This is a genomic window from Bradyrhizobium sp. USDA 4341 (genome assembly GCF_054063755.1).
The window spans coordinates 2,617,588-2,632,687 of record NZ_JBSSGO010000002.1; the positions used below are offsets into that span (position 1 = coordinate 2,617,588).

Annotated in this window: 10 protein-coding genes; 5 read left to right on the forward strand and 5 right to left on the reverse strand. The window is 65.9% G+C overall.

The window, feature by feature from the left end; all coding sequences use genetic code 11:
* From glgX to treY, 3 genes are read left to right on the forward strand one after another with little or no spacing between them, the layout of a single operon-like run.
* A complete protein-coding gene (gene glgX, locus ACVIGB_RS18420) occupies nucleotides 1-2,073 on the forward strand; it encodes a glycogen debranching protein GlgX (protein ID WP_456721565.1) in 2,073 nt (690 codons plus the stop codon).
* Entirely contained in the window at nucleotides 2,070-3,824 is a 1,755-nt protein-coding gene (gene treZ, locus ACVIGB_RS18425; RefSeq protein WP_456721564.1) for a malto-oligosyltrehalose trehalohydrolase, read from the forward strand. The genes glgX and treZ overlap by 4 nt, the downstream gene beginning before the upstream one ends.
* A 4-nt stretch (nucleotides 3,825-3,828) precedes the next feature.
* Nucleotides 3,829-6,615, forward strand: a complete 2,787-nt coding sequence (gene treY / locus ACVIGB_RS18430; RefSeq protein ID WP_456749176.1) for a malto-oligosyltrehalose synthase — start codon at nucleotides 3,829-3,831, stop codon at nucleotides 6,613-6,615.
* 9 nt (nucleotides 6,616-6,624) lie between these two features.
* On the opposite strand, the gene ACVIGB_RS18435 is transcribed toward treY, so the two are convergent.
* Complete coding sequence (locus ACVIGB_RS18435) at nucleotides 6,625-6,933, reverse strand: polyhydroxyalkanoic acid system family protein (protein ID WP_092125961.1); 309 nt, start codon at nucleotides 6,931-6,933, stop codon at nucleotides 6,625-6,627.
* Nucleotides 6,934-7,099: 166 nt separating this feature from the next.
* On the opposite strand from ACVIGB_RS18435, the gene ACVIGB_RS18440 reads away from it, so the two are divergent.
* A complete protein-coding gene (locus tag ACVIGB_RS18440) occupies nucleotides 7,100-7,264 on the forward strand; it encodes a DUF3309 family protein (RefSeq protein ID WP_456721563.1) in 165 nt (54 codons plus the stop codon).
* A 163-nt stretch (nucleotides 7,265-7,427) separates the two neighbouring features.
* Here ACVIGB_RS18440 and ligD read toward each other — a convergent pair whose 3' ends face one another.
* Nucleotides 7,428-10,052: a DNA ligase D gene (gene ligD, locus ACVIGB_RS18445; protein ID WP_456749177.1), complete on the reverse strand. Its 2,625-nt coding sequence runs from the start codon at nucleotides 10,050-10,052 to the stop codon at nucleotides 7,428-7,430.
* A gap of 124 nt (nucleotides 10,053-10,176) precedes the next feature.
* Between ligD and ku the strand changes: the two genes are divergently transcribed.
* Nucleotides 10,177-11,064: a non-homologous end joining protein Ku gene (gene ku / locus ACVIGB_RS18450; RefSeq protein ID WP_456721562.1), complete on the forward strand. Its 888-nt coding sequence runs from the start codon at nucleotides 10,177-10,179 to the stop codon at nucleotides 11,062-11,064.
* A gap of 115 nt (nucleotides 11,065-11,179) precedes the next feature.
* On the opposite strand, the gene ACVIGB_RS18455 is transcribed toward ku, so the two are convergent.
* The 3 genes from ACVIGB_RS18455 to ACVIGB_RS18465 all read right to left on the reverse strand — a co-directional run bounded on the left by ACVIGB_RS18455 (nucleotide 11,180) and on the right by ACVIGB_RS18465 (nucleotide 15,069).
* Entirely contained in the window at nucleotides 11,180-11,419 is a 240-nt protein-coding gene (locus ACVIGB_RS18455; RefSeq protein WP_456721561.1) for a DUF6496 domain-containing protein, read from the reverse strand.
* A gap of 252 nt (nucleotides 11,420-11,671) precedes the next feature.
* Nucleotides 11,672-12,361, reverse strand: a complete 690-nt coding sequence (locus tag ACVIGB_RS18460) for a response regulator (RefSeq protein WP_092116192.1) — start codon at nucleotides 12,359-12,361, stop codon at nucleotides 11,672-11,674.
* Nucleotides 12,358-15,069: a DUF4118 domain-containing protein gene (locus ACVIGB_RS18465; RefSeq protein ID WP_456721560.1), complete on the reverse strand. Its 2,712-nt coding sequence runs from the start codon at nucleotides 15,067-15,069 to the stop codon at nucleotides 12,358-12,360. Before ACVIGB_RS18465 ends, ACVIGB_RS18460 begins: the two co-directional genes overlap by 4 nt.
* Between the last annotated feature and the right edge of the window lie 31 nt (nucleotides 15,070-15,100).

Below are 15,100 nucleotides of genomic sequence, written 5' to 3' on the forward strand. Positions count from 1 at the left end.
ATGCGACTGACCGGGGGTACGTCCGCACGGCTCGGTGCAAGCTGGGACGGCAGAGGCACCAATTTTGCGCTGTTCTCGGCGAATGCGGAGAAGGTGGAGCTGTGCCTGTTCGACGGCCAGGGCCGCCGCGAGCTCGAGCGGATCGAGATGCCGGAGCGCACCGAGGATGTCTGGCACTGCTACCTCAACGACGTCTCGCCGGGCCAGCTCTACGGCTATCGCGTCTACGGCCCCTACGCGCCGGAACGCGGCCACCGCTTCAACGCCAACAAGCTGCTGCTCGACCCTTATGCCAAGCGGCTCGCCGGCCGGCTGGTGTGGAGCGATGCGCATTTCGCCTACCGAACCGGCAGCGCGCGCGAGGATCTCTCCTTCGACCGGCGCGACAATGCCCGCGGCATGCCGAAGGCGGTGGTGGTCGACGAGACCTTCAACTGGGGCCGACGCGAGATCCGGCCGCACATTCCCTGGCAAGACACCATCATCTATGAGGCCCACGTCAAGGGCCTGACGCAGAAGCGCGACGACGTGCCGCCGAACCTGCGCGGCACCTATGGCGGCCTGTCGTCGCCGGCGATGATCGACCACCTCAAGCGGCTCGGCGTCACCACCATCGAGCTGTTGCCGATCCACGGCCTGATCGACGACCGCGTCCTGGTCGAGAAGAAGCTGTCGAATTACTGGGGCTACAACACCATCGCCTTCTTCGCGCCGGAGGCACGCTACGCCCAGGACAATGCGCTGGACTCGTTCCGCACCACGGTGGCGCGGCTGCACGATGCCGGCATCGAGGTGCTGCTCGACGTCGTCTACAACCACACCGCCGAGGGCAACCATATGGGCCCGACGCTGTGCTTCCGCGGCATCGACAACGCCTCCTACTACTGGCTGAACCGCGAGAACCCGCGCTTCTATGACGACTTCACCGGCTGCGGCAGCTCGGTGAACCTCACCCATCCGCGCGTGCTGCAGATGGTGATGGATTCGCTGCGCTACTGGATCGAGGTCTGCCATGTCGACGGCTTCCGCTTCGATCTCGCCACGACCTTGGCGCGCGGGCCGAACGGCTTCGATCGCAACCATCCCTTCCTCACCGCGATCCGCCAGGACCCGGTGCTGGCGACCGCCAAGATGGTTGCCGAGCCCTGGGACCTCGGTCTCGGCGGCTACCAGGTCGGCGCATTTCCGTCGCAATGGTCGGAATGGAACGACCGCTATCGCAGCGCGATGCGGCGCTACTGGAGCGGCGAAGGCAGCCTGATCGGCGACATCTCGGGCCGTATGACCGCGTCCTCGGATCTGTTTCACCACGACAACCGCGCGACCCGCGCCAGCGTCAACCACATCACGGTGCATGACGGCTTCACGCTCGCCGATCTCTTCAGCTACAACGAGAAGCACAACGAGGCCAATGGCGAGGACAATCGCGACGGCTCCAACGACAACCACAGCAACAATTGCGGCCATGAAGGCCCGACCGACGATCCTGCCATCATCGCGCTGCGCCGCCAGCTCAGGAAGAACGCGCTGGCCTGCCTGCTGCTCGCACAGGGCACGCCGCTGATCCTTGCCGGCGACGAGGTCGCCAACACGCAAGCCGGCAACAACAACGCCTATTGCCAGGACAACGAAACCGGCTGGATCGGCTGGGAGAATCTCGGCACGGACGACGACGCCATCGCCTTCATCGGTCACCTCACAGCGCTCCGCCAGCGCTTCGGCCAGATCCGCTGCCAGAGCTGGCTCGACGGCCGTCGCGCCGACGGCAGCTATGGTGTGATCTGGCTGACGCCATCAGCGGAGGAAATGAAGGAGTCCGACTGGAAATTCCCGGAAAGCCGGTTCCTCGCCTACGTGCTGGGGCCGATGGAACAAGGCCAGGCGCCGATCTTTATCGTGCTCAATGCCGCGCCGCAGGAGATCGTGTTCAGGATGCCGCGGATGGCGGAATACAGGAGCTGGCAGCAGGTCTTGAACACGACCAAGGCAGAACAAACGGCCGAGCAGTTTGCAGCCGGCGCCGACACCACGGCACCGCCGCGCTCGGTGCTGGCATTCGCAGGCTCCGCATGAGCAGTGCGCAGCACTTCGGACCCGAACTGACCGCGGACGGTGCGCGCTTCCGGCTCTGGGCGCCGGCGGCCAGGCGTGTCGACCTCCTGCTCGACAAGCCGCACGCGCTCACGCGCGATGCCGCCGGCTGGTACGTCGCCGAGATCACGGGCGCGCGCGCCGGCACGCGTTATAAATTCCGCATCGATGACGACGTCGACGTGCCCGACCCGGCCTCCGCGTTCCAGCCGGACGACGTGTTCGGCCCGAGCGAGGTGATCGATCACTCAGCCTTCAAATGGCGCGCGACCGGGTGGCGCGGCCGTCCCTGGCATGAGGCCGTCATTCTCGAGGCCCATGTCGGGACCTTCACGCCGGAGGGCACCTATCGCGCCATGATCGACAAGCTCGATCATCTGGTGGCAACCGGCATCACCGCGCTCGAACTGATGCCGCTGGCGGATTTCGCAGGCAAGCGCAACTGGGGCTATGACGGCGTGCTCTGGTATGCGCCCGACAGCGCCTACGGCCGGCCCGAAGACCTCAAGACCCTGATCGACGAAGCGCATCTGCGCGGGCTGATGGTGATGCTCGACGTGGTCTACAACCATTTCGGCCCCGAAGGGAATTACCTCGGCCGCTATGCGCCCTCCTTCTTCAGCGACGCGCATACGCCATGGGGCAGCGCGATCGATTACCGCGTGCCCGAGGTGCGCGCGTTTGCGATCGGCAGCGTCGTCAGCTGGCTGCGCGACTATCGCTTCGACGGGCTGCGCTTCGACGCGGTCAACACCATCGTCGAAGCCGGCGAAATCTCCATCCTCCATGACTTCAGCAACGCCGCCGGCAAGCTCGCCACCGAGACCGGCCGGCACATCAATCTCGTGCTCGAAAACGGCGACAACATCGCAAGCCTGCTCGATGCCGCCGAGGATCCGCCGCGCGGCAAATTCCGCGGCCAGTGGAACGACGATTATCATCACGCCTGGCACGTGCTGCTGACCGGAGAAACCCAAGGCTATTACGACGACTACCGCGCGCCGAAGCAGGACCTCGCGCGGGCGCTGTCGTCAGGCTACATCTACCAGGGCGAAGTTTCGGCGTTCTGGGGCGGCAAGGCCCGCGGCGAGCCGAGCGGCGCGCTGTCACCGACCTGCTTCATCAACTTCCTGCAGAACCACGACCAGATCGGCAACCGGCCACTGGGCGATCGGCTCGAAAGTATCGCGAAGCCGGAGGCGATCGAGGCGGCGTTGGCGGTCACATTGATCGCGCCGACCACGCCGATGCTATTCATGGGCGAGGAATGGGGCGCGACAACGCCCTTCCCGTTCTTCTGCGATTTCAAGGGCGACCTCGCCAACGCCGTTCGCGCCGGCCGGCGCAAGGAATTCGCCTGGGCCTATGCCAAATACGGCGACGACATACCCGACCCGCTTGCCGAGGAGACGGTACGATCGGCAGTGCTCGACTGGGCGGCGCTTGGCCACGATCCCACCCGCGCGCGGCTCACGCTGGTGCGCGACCTGCTCGCCGTGCGCCGGCGCGAGATCACGCCGCGGCTCATCGGGGCACGCTTCGGCGGCGACCGCGTCACGGGCGATCTCTTGACCGCGCATTGGCGGATGGGTGACGGCCGCACGCTGTGGCTCACGGCCAATTTGTCGGATCGGGATATCACCGGCGCAGCGGAACCGAAGGGAACTGCGATCTGGGGCGCCGCGTTGTCGAGCGACCTCCCCGGCTGGGCGGTGCGCTGGCACATCGGATAGCACAATGCCTCCGGCGATCCCGATCGCAACCTACCGACTGCAACTCACTGCCGATTTCGACTTCGATGCCGCCGCCGCCGTGGCGCCATATCTGAAGGCACTCGGCATCAGCCATGTCTATGCCTCGCCGTTCATGAAGGCGCGCAAGGGCTCGACCCATGGCTATGACGTCGTCGACCACACCAAATTCAATCCGGAACTCGGCGGCGAAGAAGGCTTTGCGCGGCTCAGCGATGCGCTGAAGCGCCATGACCTCGGCCTGATCCTGGATTTCGTGCCGAACCATGTCGGCGTGCACTTTGCCGACAATCCGTGGTGGCTCGACGTGCTGGAATGGGGACCAGTGTCGCCCCACGCGATCTCCTTCGACATCGACTGGGACCTCCTGCCCTATCGCGCGCGCGGCGGCGTGCTGCTGCCGATCCTCGGCTCATCCTATGGCCAGGCGCTGGAGCGCGGCGAGATCGAGCTGCGCTACGACGCAAACGAGGGCAGCTTCTCGGCGTGGTATTTCGAGCACCGCCTGCCGATCGCGCCGGAGCGCTATGGCGAGGTGCTACGAACCACCGTCCGCGAGGCCGCCGCCGAAGACAGTCCCGCCGGGGGCGCGCTGCTCGAGCTCGCCGCCAGGTATCGCGGGCTGCGTCACCCGAACCGCAAGGAAGCGCCGGCCCTGAAGGCGGCGATCAAGGCGATCGAGGGCGGCGCCGAGATCATCGCGCGCGGGCTCGATGCCTATCGCACCAGTGAGGACCGGCCCACCCAGACGTTGGCGCTGCATCACCTTCTGGAGCGCCAGCACTACAAGCTCGGCCACTGGCGGCTTGCCTCCAGCGACATCAACTATCGCCGCTTCTTCGACGTCAACACCCTGGCCGGCCTCAGGGTCGAGGACGCCGCCACCTTCGAGGCGAGCCACAGTCTCGTGAAGCGGCTGATCGCGGAAGACCGGCTGCAAGGGCTGAGGCTCGACCATATCGACGGCCTGCGCGACCCCGCCCAGTATTTCCAGCGCCTGCGCCGCCTGATCCGCTCCGCGCAGGGCGCCAAGGCAAAGCCGATCTACATGGTGGTCGAGAAGATCCTCGGCGAGGACGAAAGGCTAACGAAGTTCAGCGGCGTCCATGGCACCACCGGCTATGAATGGATGAACACGATCAGCCAGGCGCTGGTCGATGGCGGCGGCCTCGATCCGCTCAACGAGATCTGGCGCCAGATCAGCAACCAGTCGCCGAATTTGACGCCGGTGTTGCGCGAGGCCAAGCGCCGCGTGCTGGAGACCTTGCTGACCAGCGAATTCACCGTGCTTGCGCGGCTGCTCGCGCGTATCGCGAGCGGACACTATTCGACCCGCGACTTCTCCGCCGACAGCCTGCGGCAGGCGCTCGAGCTCTACGTGCTGCACTTCCCGGTCTACCGCACCTATCTCACCGCCTCGGGACCAGCCGCGCATGACCGCGCGCTGATCAGCGCGACCATCGAGCGCGCCCGCGCCGACTGGTTCGCCGCCGACGAAGGCATCTTCGACTTCCTGCGCGATGCCCTGACCATGGACCTCTTGAAGCCCGGCCGGCCGCCGCACGGCGCGCCACGGATCCGGCGCTTCGCGCTGAAGGTGCAGCAATTCACCGGGCCGATGATGGCGAAGTCGCTGGAGGACACCACCTTCTATCGCTACCACCGCCTGCTGGCACTCAACGAGGTCGGCGGCGATCCGGCGGCGAGTGCGATTACGCCTGAGACCTTCCACGCCATGATGCAGACCCGTGCCCGCGAATGGCCGCACGGCATGACGGCGACCGCAACCCACGACACCAAGCGCGGCGAGGACGCCCGCGCCCGGATCATGGCGCTTGCGGAGATCCCCGGCGAATGGACCAGTGCGGTGGCGCGCTGGAAGGTGCTCAACGCGCCGCATCTGGTGCTCGGCGGCGGCGAGATGCGCGCCCCATCGGCAACGTTCGAATACATGCTGTATCAGGCCCTGCTCGGCGCCTGGGACCCCGACGATACGTCGCTTGTCGCGCGCATCCAGGCCTATGCCCTGAAGGCCGCGCGCGAGGGCAAGCAGGAGACCAGCTGGCTCAATCCGCACGAAGCTTACGAAGCGGGCGTGAAGACCTTCATCGCGCGGATCCTCGATCGCAAGGCCTCACCTGAATTCCTCGATGCGCTGGCGACCCTGGCAGAGCGCACCGCGCTGATCGGCGCGCTGAACTCGCTCAGCCAGATCACCCTGAAGGCGACCATGCCGGGGGTGCCGGACTTCTACCAGGGCACCGAAAGCTGGGACCTTTCGCTTGTCGACCCCGACAACCGCCGTCCGGTCGACTTTGCCGCACGCGCGAACATGCTCGCGGCGCTGGAGGCGCCGGATTGGGACGCGCTGGCGCGGAGCTGGCGCGACGGCCGTCTGAAGTTCGCCTGGACGCGGCATCTGCTGCGGCTGCGCAATGAGCTGCCCGAGGTCTTCAGCAGCGGCGACTACCAGCCGCTCACGGTCAGTGGCCCGCATCGCGATCATGTCATCGCCTTCGCACGGCGCCATGGCCGCGAGGCAGTCATCGTCGCGGTGGCGAAATCATTTGCCCCGTTCACGCAGGGCGGACGCAGCTGGCCGCGCCCCGAAGCCTTTGAGGGCGAGATCGACCCGGCTGGATGCGCGCTCCCGGGCGGCGACAGCAGGCTTCAGCTCTCGACGCTGTTCGCTAGGCTGCCGGTCGCGGTGCTGAAGGCGAAGGCTGCGGCTGGACCGAAGCAAGCCCCAAGACGCGCACGCGCACACAGCTAACGTCGCGCGTCAACGCTTGGTCAGCAGCAACTGCCCGCTCTTCTGAATGGCGGCCTGCGCGACCTCGGCGAAGCGTTGCAGCAGCCACGGCAGTGTCACTTCCAGGCGGACATGGGTATCTTCGACATCGAGATGTCCCGCCGCGACCTGTCCCAGCGCGCGGACGCGGAAGCTCATGCGGTTATTCTCCCAGCGCTCTTCGTCGACGCTCATCACAGGCACGTTCGCCGCTGCGCGCGACAGGCCCGTCTTCAGGCGTCGCATCGCCTCGTCGCGGCCGAGGCTGTGGGGAATCGAGACGATCAGCGGAGCCGACATCGCGGTGCACTCCTCCATGGATTCCCCTGATGTAATTGTGTTCCAGCGCAAACGGAAGGACCACACAGGTTTATCGCGCCGCCGAATCCGGAACCTTCGTAGTTCCCACGTGTTTCCTTTCCCGAAGGGCAGAGATCAATGGGCCCACGGGCTGAGGAGAGACTCAATGTCACTTGGAACGATCATTCTCATTGTTCTGGTCATCGCGCTGCTTGGCGGCTTCAGCGGCATCGGCGGCGGGCCGTTCTACGGCACAGGCTACTATGGCGGCGGCGGTCTCGGCCTCGTGATCGTGATCCTGCTGATCCTGCTATTGCTCGGACGCCTGTAGCCTGCGGATGTTGCGCACAATCCGCATCAACAACTGTCATCACCCGCGAAAGCGGGTGATCCAGTATTACAGAGACATCGACGATTGAACGGATCAGCCGCGGCGCGCTGGATACCCCGCTTTCGCGGGGTATGACGAGGAGAACGCGCGCTCTTGGCGATTCTCACCGTGCCGCGAGCTTCTCCATCGCCGCCTTGATCGACGAGGCCGCATCCTCGTAGCCGTCCCACGCCTTGCTCTTCGCGAGCAGCGACGGCACCGACCGCACCGTATACTTCTTCGGATCAAGGTCGCCGCGCACCTGGCTCCAGGTCAGCGGCATCGACACCGTCGCGCCCGGACGCGCCCGCGGCGACAGGACCGCGACCGCGGTCGAGAGCCGGTCGTTGCGCAGATAGTCGAGGAAGATCTTTCCGGTGCGCTTGGCCTTCGACATGTTGATCAGATAGCGCTCGGGGTCATCCTGCGCCATCCACTGGCAGATCGCTTGCGCAAACGCCTTGGCTTCCTTCCAGGTCACCTTGTCCTTCGCGCCTGCGAGCAGCGGCGCCACGACATGAAGGCCCTTGCCGCCGGTGGTCTTGCAGAAGCTCTCCAGACCGACCGCCGTCAGCCGCTGGCGCATGTCCTTGGCCGCATCGATCACATCGGAGAACGCGACGTCGGGCGCGGGATCGAGATCGAACACCAGGCGGCCCGGCGTGTCATAGGCATCGGGCGCGCAATTCCAGGGATGCAGCTCAAGTCCGCCGAGCTGCGCGACCGCGGCCAGACCCTCGACCTGGTCGATCTGCAGATAGGGTTTGCGGTCGCCGGAGACCTTGGCGAGCTTCAAGAGCTTCGACGTGCCGGCCATCGCGTGGCGCTGGAAGAAGGTCTCGCCCTTGATTCCATCGGGGGCGCGCACGATCGAGCATGGCCGGCCTTTGAGGTAGGAGATCATCCATTCGCCGACCGCCTCGAAATAGTTCGCGAGGTCGAGCTTCGTCACCGGCGCGCCGTCGCCTGCATCCGGCCACAACGCCTTATCCGGGTGGGAGATGGCGACGCCCATGACCGCGCCGGATTTTGCTTTCACCATCGGCTTCACCACTCTGGTTACGACCGGCCGCTCGGCCTCGACCTCATGCGCCGGCTTGTCCTGGCGCAGGCCCTTGAACGCCGCCTGGCGGATATTGCCGGCGTCGGTCCAGCCGGCGAACTCGATCTCGGCGACGAGCTCCGGCTTCAGCCAGTGCACGTCGCGGGTCTTCTTCGGCGCATCCTTGCCGCCGAACGGGCTGGTGTCGGACGCTGCCGCCTTCAGCGCCGGCATGATGCGGCGGACCGTGTCCTGGCCGAAGCCGGTGCCGACGATGCCGACAAACTCCAGATGGTCGCCGCGATAGACGCCCGCCATCAGCGAGCGAAATTTGCCGTTGGTGGTCTTCCAGCCGCCGATCACCACCTCGTGGCCGGCGCGGATCTTTGCCTTGGTCCAGTCGTCCGAGCGGCCGGAGCGATAGGCGCCGTCAAGCCGCTTGGAGACGATGCCTTCCAGCCCGAGCTTGCGCGCGGAATCCAGCACCGCCTCGCCGCGCTCCTCGAAATGCTCGACATAGCGGATCAGCTTGCCCTTGCGCGCCGCGAGCAGCGCCTGCAGCCGCGCCTTGCGCTCGGTGAGCGGCAGCGGGCGGAGATCCTCGTTGCCGGCAAACAGCAGGTCGAAGGCGTAGAAGATCAGCTTCTCGGTCTTGCCGTCGGACAGCGCGGCCTGCAACGTCGAGAAATGCGGCATGCCGTTCTCGTCGAGCGCGACGATCTCGCCATCGATCAGGGCATCCGGCAGCTTGCCGGCCTCCTTCACGATCGCGCCGAACTTGTCGGTCCAGTCGAGCCCCTTGCGGGTCTTCACCAAGGCCTCGCCGTCCTCGATGCGGAGTTGCACGCGGTAGCCGTCGAACTTGATCTCGTGGCACCAGCCCGCGCCATTGGGCGGACTCTCGACCGCGGCGCAGAGCTGCGGGGTGACGAAGTCCGGCATCTCCGCCACTTGCTTCGCTTGCGCTTTCGGCCTCGTCTTCAATTGCGCTTTCAATGTTTCTTGGGGCGCCGGCGCCTTGGTCCTGGCGCGCGCATCCGCGGCCATGCCGCGATTGGACTGCCAGACCGCGTCTGCTTTGGCCTTGCCGTTGCCCCTGGCCAGCATGAACGGCTTCGGCGCCCGGCCCTTGCCGGCCGCGATCTCTGCCATCGAGCGGCCGGAGGCGACCGAGCGGTCCTCGTCGAGGACCGCTTCGCCGTTGCTGTCCACGGCGTATTCATCGCGATGCTTGATCAACAGCCAGTTGGTGCGCTTGCCGCCGAAGCGGTCGTTCTTCATCCGCACCAGCACCCAGCTGCCGTGCAGCTTGTCACCGTGCAGCGTGAACTTCAGGTCGCCCTTCTTGAAGCCGCGCTCGGGATCGTCGGATTCCCAGGTGCCGCGATCCCAGAGCTGCACCGTGCCGCCGCCATACTGGTCTTCCGGAATGGTGCCTTCGAAGTCGCCATAGTCGAGCGGATGATCCTCGACCTCGACCGCCAGCCGCTTGTCATGCGGGTCGAGCGAGGGCCCGCGCGTCACCGCCCAGGACTTGAAGACGCCGTCAAACTCCAGCCGGAAATCATAATGTAGCCGCGTCGCGTCATGCTTCTGGATCACGAAGCGCCGCTGCTTGCCGGGCGCCACCTTGATGTCGCCCGACGGCTCATTGGTCTTCCCGAAGTCGCGCTTCTTGCGATAGGTGGTGAGATTTCTCAGCGACACGTGATTTCTCAGCGACACATCCAGGCCTCGGCGCGATCGGCGGCCGCCGCCTCCGTGCGGCCATCAGGAACCAAAACCTACGGTATCCGTTCAAGTTCCAAACTCAAGCTGTTTGGAGACGATCATGGCCGCTCCCCGCGCCTATTGGAAAGGCACGCTCAAACTCTCGCTGGTGTCGTGCCCCGTGGCGCTTTACCCGGCCTCGACCACGGTCGAGAAGACCCGCTTCCACATGATCAACCGGGAGACCGGCAACCGGCTGAAGCAGCAGATGGTCGATACCGAAAACGGCGACGTCGTCGAGGGCGACCAGAAGGGCCGCGGCTACGAGGTCACCAAAGGCAAATATGTCGAGATCGAGAAGGACGAGCTCGAGGCGGTCCAGATCGAAAGCAACCACACCATCGACATCGACAGCTTTGTGCCCGAGGACGAGATCGACAAGCGCTATCTCGACCAGCCCTATTACATCAGGCCCGACGGCAAGGCCGGCGTCGACGCGTTCGCGGTCATCCGCGACGCCATGAAGGACCAGGACCGCGTCGCGCTGGCACGGATCGTGCTGACCAACCGCGAGCACGTGATCGCGATCGAACCGCTCGACAAGGGCATGCTTGGCACCACCCTGCGCTATCCTTACGAGGTGCGCGATGCCGGCGACTATTTCGACGACATCAAGAGCCCGAAGGTGACCAAGGACATGGTCGAGCTCGCCGGCCACATCCTCGACAGCAAGGCCGCGCATTTCGATCCGTCGAAATTCAGGGACGAGTACGAGACCGCGCTGAAGGCGCTGGTCCGCCGCAAGGCTGCCGGCAAGCCGATCAAGGCCGCCGCGCGCGAGGAGAAGCCGAGCAATGTGGTGAACCTGATGGACGCGCTGAAGCAGAGCCTGAAGAGCGGAAAGAGCGGCGCGCGGCGATCCGGCGCCACCGCGCGGCGCCCGGCCTCGCACCGCCGTCCTACCAAGAAGGCACACCGGTCGAGTGCGCGGTCGCGGAAGGCGGGGTGAGACCTCTCCGCGTCATTGCGAGGAGCGAAGCGACGAAGCAATCCATCTTTCCGCAGACGTGGACAGATGGATTGCTTCGCTTCGCTCGCAATGACGACAGGATACGTTTGGCGTCCTACTTCTTCTTCGAGCTCTTCCGCTTCTTCGACGTCTTGCGCGTCTTCGCCGTCTTCTTGGACGCCTTCTTCGGCACCTTCCGTCCCTTGGCGCGCGCCTCGGACAGACCGATCGCGATCGCCTGCTTGCGGCTCTTCACCTTCTTCTTGGAGCGGCCGCTGCGCAGCGTGCCGGCCTTGCGCTTCTTCATCACACGCTCGACATCGCTTGATGCCTTCCGCGAGTATTTTCTTGCCATGGCATCTCTCCCGCTAACGGAAAACAAGCCTCGATCGGGATGAAAGTTCCGACCATGTCGTCGCCCGGCTCCACCGGGCGACCCAGTATTCCAGAGACGCCAGTGGTTGAGCGGAGAAGCCGCGGCGTACTGGATGCCCCGCTTGAAGCGGGGCATGACAGGTCAATCTGCGGCGCGCAGTACGTAGCCCGCATGAGCACAGCGACATGCGGGAGATGCCCCGGATATCGCTTCGCTCATCCGGGCTACATGCTAATCCGCCGCGCGCAGCCGATAGCCTATGCCGGTCTCGGTCAGCACGAATTGCGGACGCTCGGGGTCTGCCTCGATCTTCTGGCGGAGCTGGCGCACATAAACGCGCAGATATTGCGCGTCGGTCAATTCGTCCCACAATTCCTTCAAGAGGAAGCGGTGGGTCAGCACCTTGCCGGCATGCTGCACCAGCACGCGCAGGAGATCATACTCCTTCGGTGACAGCTTGATCTCCCTGTCGCCGACCTTGACGATCCGGCGCACCAGATCGACCGAGAGATCACCGGAGCGGAACACCGGCCGCTCGCCCTGCACCTGCAGCTGGTGGCGCAGCGCCGCGCGCAGCCGCGCCAGCAATTCGTCCATGCCAAACGGCTTGGTCAGATAATCGTCGGCGCCGAGATCGAGCGCCTGCACCTTGCCGGCCTCGTCGCCGCGGCTCGACAGCACCACAATCGGCACGCTCTCGTTGCGGCCGCGGATCATGCGCAAGAGGTCGTGGCCCTGGATGTCGGGCAATCCGAGATCGAGGATGATCAGTGCCGGCCCCTCGCCCAGCATCTCCAGCGCGTTTCTGCCGTTGGAGGCCTCGAGGATGTCGTAGCCCTGCGTACTTAGCCCCATCCGTAAGAGCTTGCGGATCGGCGGTTCGTCGTCGATGACCAGGACCTTGATCGGCGTCGCATTCATGCAGCAGTGTCCAGCGCGTTGGTGTCGGCCGGGATCGGCAGGCGGATGGTGATGATGGCGCCGCTCCGGTCGGAGCGGTTGGCCGCCGCGATGCTGCCGCGCATCGCCTCGACGAAGCCGCGCGAGATCGCAAGGCCGAGGCCGGTGCCGGGGCGGACATGGTCGCCCTTCTCGGCGCGATAGAATTTGTCGAACACGCTATCGAGCTCCGCGGCCGGAATGCCGTTGCCCTCGTCGAGGATCTGCAGCGCGATGGTGTCGCGGTCGCGCGCGCCGCGGATCGAGATCGTGGTGTCCGAGGGGGCGTATTTGGCGGCGTTGTCGAGCAGATTGAACAGCACCTGCTCGAACAGCACGGCGTCGAGCTCCAGCATCGGCAGGTCGGCGGCGAGCTCGAGCGACACCCGGTGATGCACCAGGATCTTGGCGGCGCGGCGCAGCGCGCTGCCGACGATCTCGCCGACATCGTGCCGCGCGGTATTCGGCACGATCGCGCCGGATTCCAGCTTGGTCATGTCGAGCAGATTGGCGATGAAACGATTGAGCCGCTCGGATTCATCGATCACGGTGGCGAGCAGATCGTGCTTCTGGGCATCGCTCAGGCTGGTACCGAGATCGCGCAGCGCCGAGGCGGAGCCGAGCACCGAGGCCAGCGGCGTCTTCAGGTCGTGCGAGATCGAGGTCAAGAGCGCGCCGCGCAGCCGATCGGATTCGACCGTGCGCTTGACGCGATCCATGTCCTCGACCAGCAGCACGCGCTCGATCGCCAGCGCGCCCTGGTCGACCAGCGCATCGAGCAGCCGGCGCTGGTCCGGTGTCAACAGCGGCCCGGTGCGGTCGTCGTCGATGCCGATCACGCCGATCGGGCCGCGGCCGGTGCGCATCGGCAGGAACAATCGCTTGCCGCCCGGCAGCGTGTCGGAGCCGCGGCCGGCCGGGCGATCGTTGCCCCAGGCCCAGTTGGCGGCGGCGAGATCGGCCTGGTCGAGCTGGTCCTCCGGCGGATAACCGCTCTTGACGGTCAGCATCCCGCCCTCCGGCAGCAGCAGGACCACGCGCACCTTCAGCATCAGCGCGATCTGGTAGGCGGTCGCCCACAGCACGTCGTCGAGCGTGGCGGTGCCGGCGAGCTTGCGGCTGAACGCATAGAGCGACTCGGTGGTGCGGACGCGGCCGATCGCAGTGTCGGCCTGCACGCGCACCCGCGCCGCGACGTTGGAGACCAGCAGCGCGATCAGCATGAAGAAGAAGAACGCCGCGACATTGGTCGGGTCGGTGATGGTGAAGGTATAGACCGGCGGCAGGAAGAAGAAATTGTAGCACAGCGAGGCCGCGACGCTGGCCAGCAGCGACGGCCACAGGCCGTAGCGCGCCGCCGCGCCGACCACCGCGGTGATGAACACGAGGTCGACATTCTCGATGCCGAAGAACGGCTGGATCAGCTTGGCCGCGCCGAGCCCGATGGCCGTCAGCAGCAGCGCCATCAGATAGGGCTGCGGATTGAACGGCTCCTGCCGCTGCGCGGTCTGCACCGCCGCCTTGCCGACCGGCAGCTCGTCGCCGGCGATCACGTTGACGCTGATATTCCCGGCGCGGCGCACCAGATCGTGCACCACCGAGCCGTGCGTCAGCTCGAACCAGCGCGAGCGCGTCGATTTGCCAATGATGATCTGGGTGACGTTGTTGGCCTGGGCGAAATTGATGACGTCATCGGCGATGCGGCGGCCGACGCCGGGAAGGGTCAGCGCCTCGCCGCCGAGCGATTCCGCGAGCCGCATGGTGTCAGAAAGCCGGTCGCGCTGCTCGTCGTTCAGTTGCAGGCTGCGCCGCGTCTCGATGCTGACGGCGGTCCATTGCGCATGCAGCCGGTCGGCCAGGCGCTTGGTATAGCGCACGAGCCCGGCCGCGCGCGGATCCTCGCTCAGGCAGACCAGGATGCGTTCGCCCGCCGCCCAAGGCCCCTGGATGGCATTGGCCTGCATGTGGGTGAGCAATTGCTCGTCGACCCGCTCGGCGGTACGGCGCAACGCCAGCTCGCGCAGCGCGGTGAGATTGCCCGGCGAGAAATAGTGCTCCAGCGCCCGCTCGGCCTGCTTGGGCACATAGACCTTGCCCTCCTTCAGCCGCTGGATCAGGTCGTCGGGCGTGAGGTCGATCAGCTCGATGGCATCGGCCCGATCGACCACCGAGTCGGGGACGGTCTCGCGCACCCGCACATGGGTGATCTGCGCGACGACATCGTTGAGACTCTCGATGTGCTGGATGTTGATCGCGGTGTAGACGTCGATGCCGTGCGACAGCAACTCCTCGACATCGAGATAGCGCTTGGGGTGCCGGCTGCCCGGCGCGTTGGTGTGGGCGAGCTCGTCGACCAGCGCGAGCTGCGGCCGCCGCGCGATCAGGGCGTCGAGGTCCATCTCCTCGAGTATCTGGTCGCGATAGGCCAGCCGCTTCCGCGGTATCACCTCGAGACCCCTCAGCAGCGCCTCGGTCTCCACCCGTCCGTGGGTTTCGACGACGCCGACCACGACGTCGACGCCCGCCTTGAGGCGGGCGTGGGCGCTCGAGAGCATCTCGTAGGTCTTGCCGACGCCGGGGGCGGCGCCGATGAAGATCTTCAGCCGCCCCGATCGATCGGTCTCCCGGCGCGCCGCCTCCAGCAGCGCATCCGGCGAGGGTCGTTTGTTGGGGTCACGCTGATTGGCCATACCGCAATATAGTCATCCTGCGAGAGCGGGC

Excerpts from the sequence above, each read along its gene's own strand:
- glgX (WP_456721565.1), top strand. The coding sequence starts at position 1 with ATGCGACTGACCGGGGGTACGTCCGCACGGCTCGGTGCAAGCTGGGAC.
- treZ (WP_456721564.1), top strand. The coding sequence starts at position 2,070 with ATGAGCAGTGCGCAGCACTTCGGACCCGAACTGACCGCGGACGGTGCG.
- treY (WP_456749176.1), top strand. The coding sequence starts at position 3,829 with ATGCCTCCGGCGATCCCGATCGCAACCTACCGACTGCAACTCACTGCC.
- ACVIGB_RS18435 (WP_092125961.1), bottom strand. The coding sequence starts at position 6,933 with ATGTCGGCTCCGCTGATCGTCTCGATTCCCCACAGCCTCGGCCGCGAC.
- ACVIGB_RS18440 (WP_456721563.1), top strand. The coding sequence starts at position 7,100 with ATGTCACTTGGAACGATCATTCTCATTGTTCTGGTCATCGCGCTGCTT.
- ku (WP_456721562.1), top strand. The coding sequence starts at position 10,177 with ATGGCCGCTCCCCGCGCCTATTGGAAAGGCACGCTCAAACTCTCGCTG.
- ACVIGB_RS18455 (WP_456721561.1), bottom strand. The coding sequence starts at position 11,419 with ATGGCAAGAAAATACTCGCGGAAGGCATCAAGCGATGTCGAGCGTGTG.
- ACVIGB_RS18460 (WP_092116192.1), bottom strand. The coding sequence starts at position 12,361 with ATGAATGCGACGCCGATCAAGGTCCTGGTCATCGACGACGAACCGCCG.
- ACVIGB_RS18465 (WP_456721560.1), bottom strand. The coding sequence starts at position 15,069 with ATGGCCAATCAGCGTGACCCCAACAAACGACCCTCGCCGGATGCGCTG.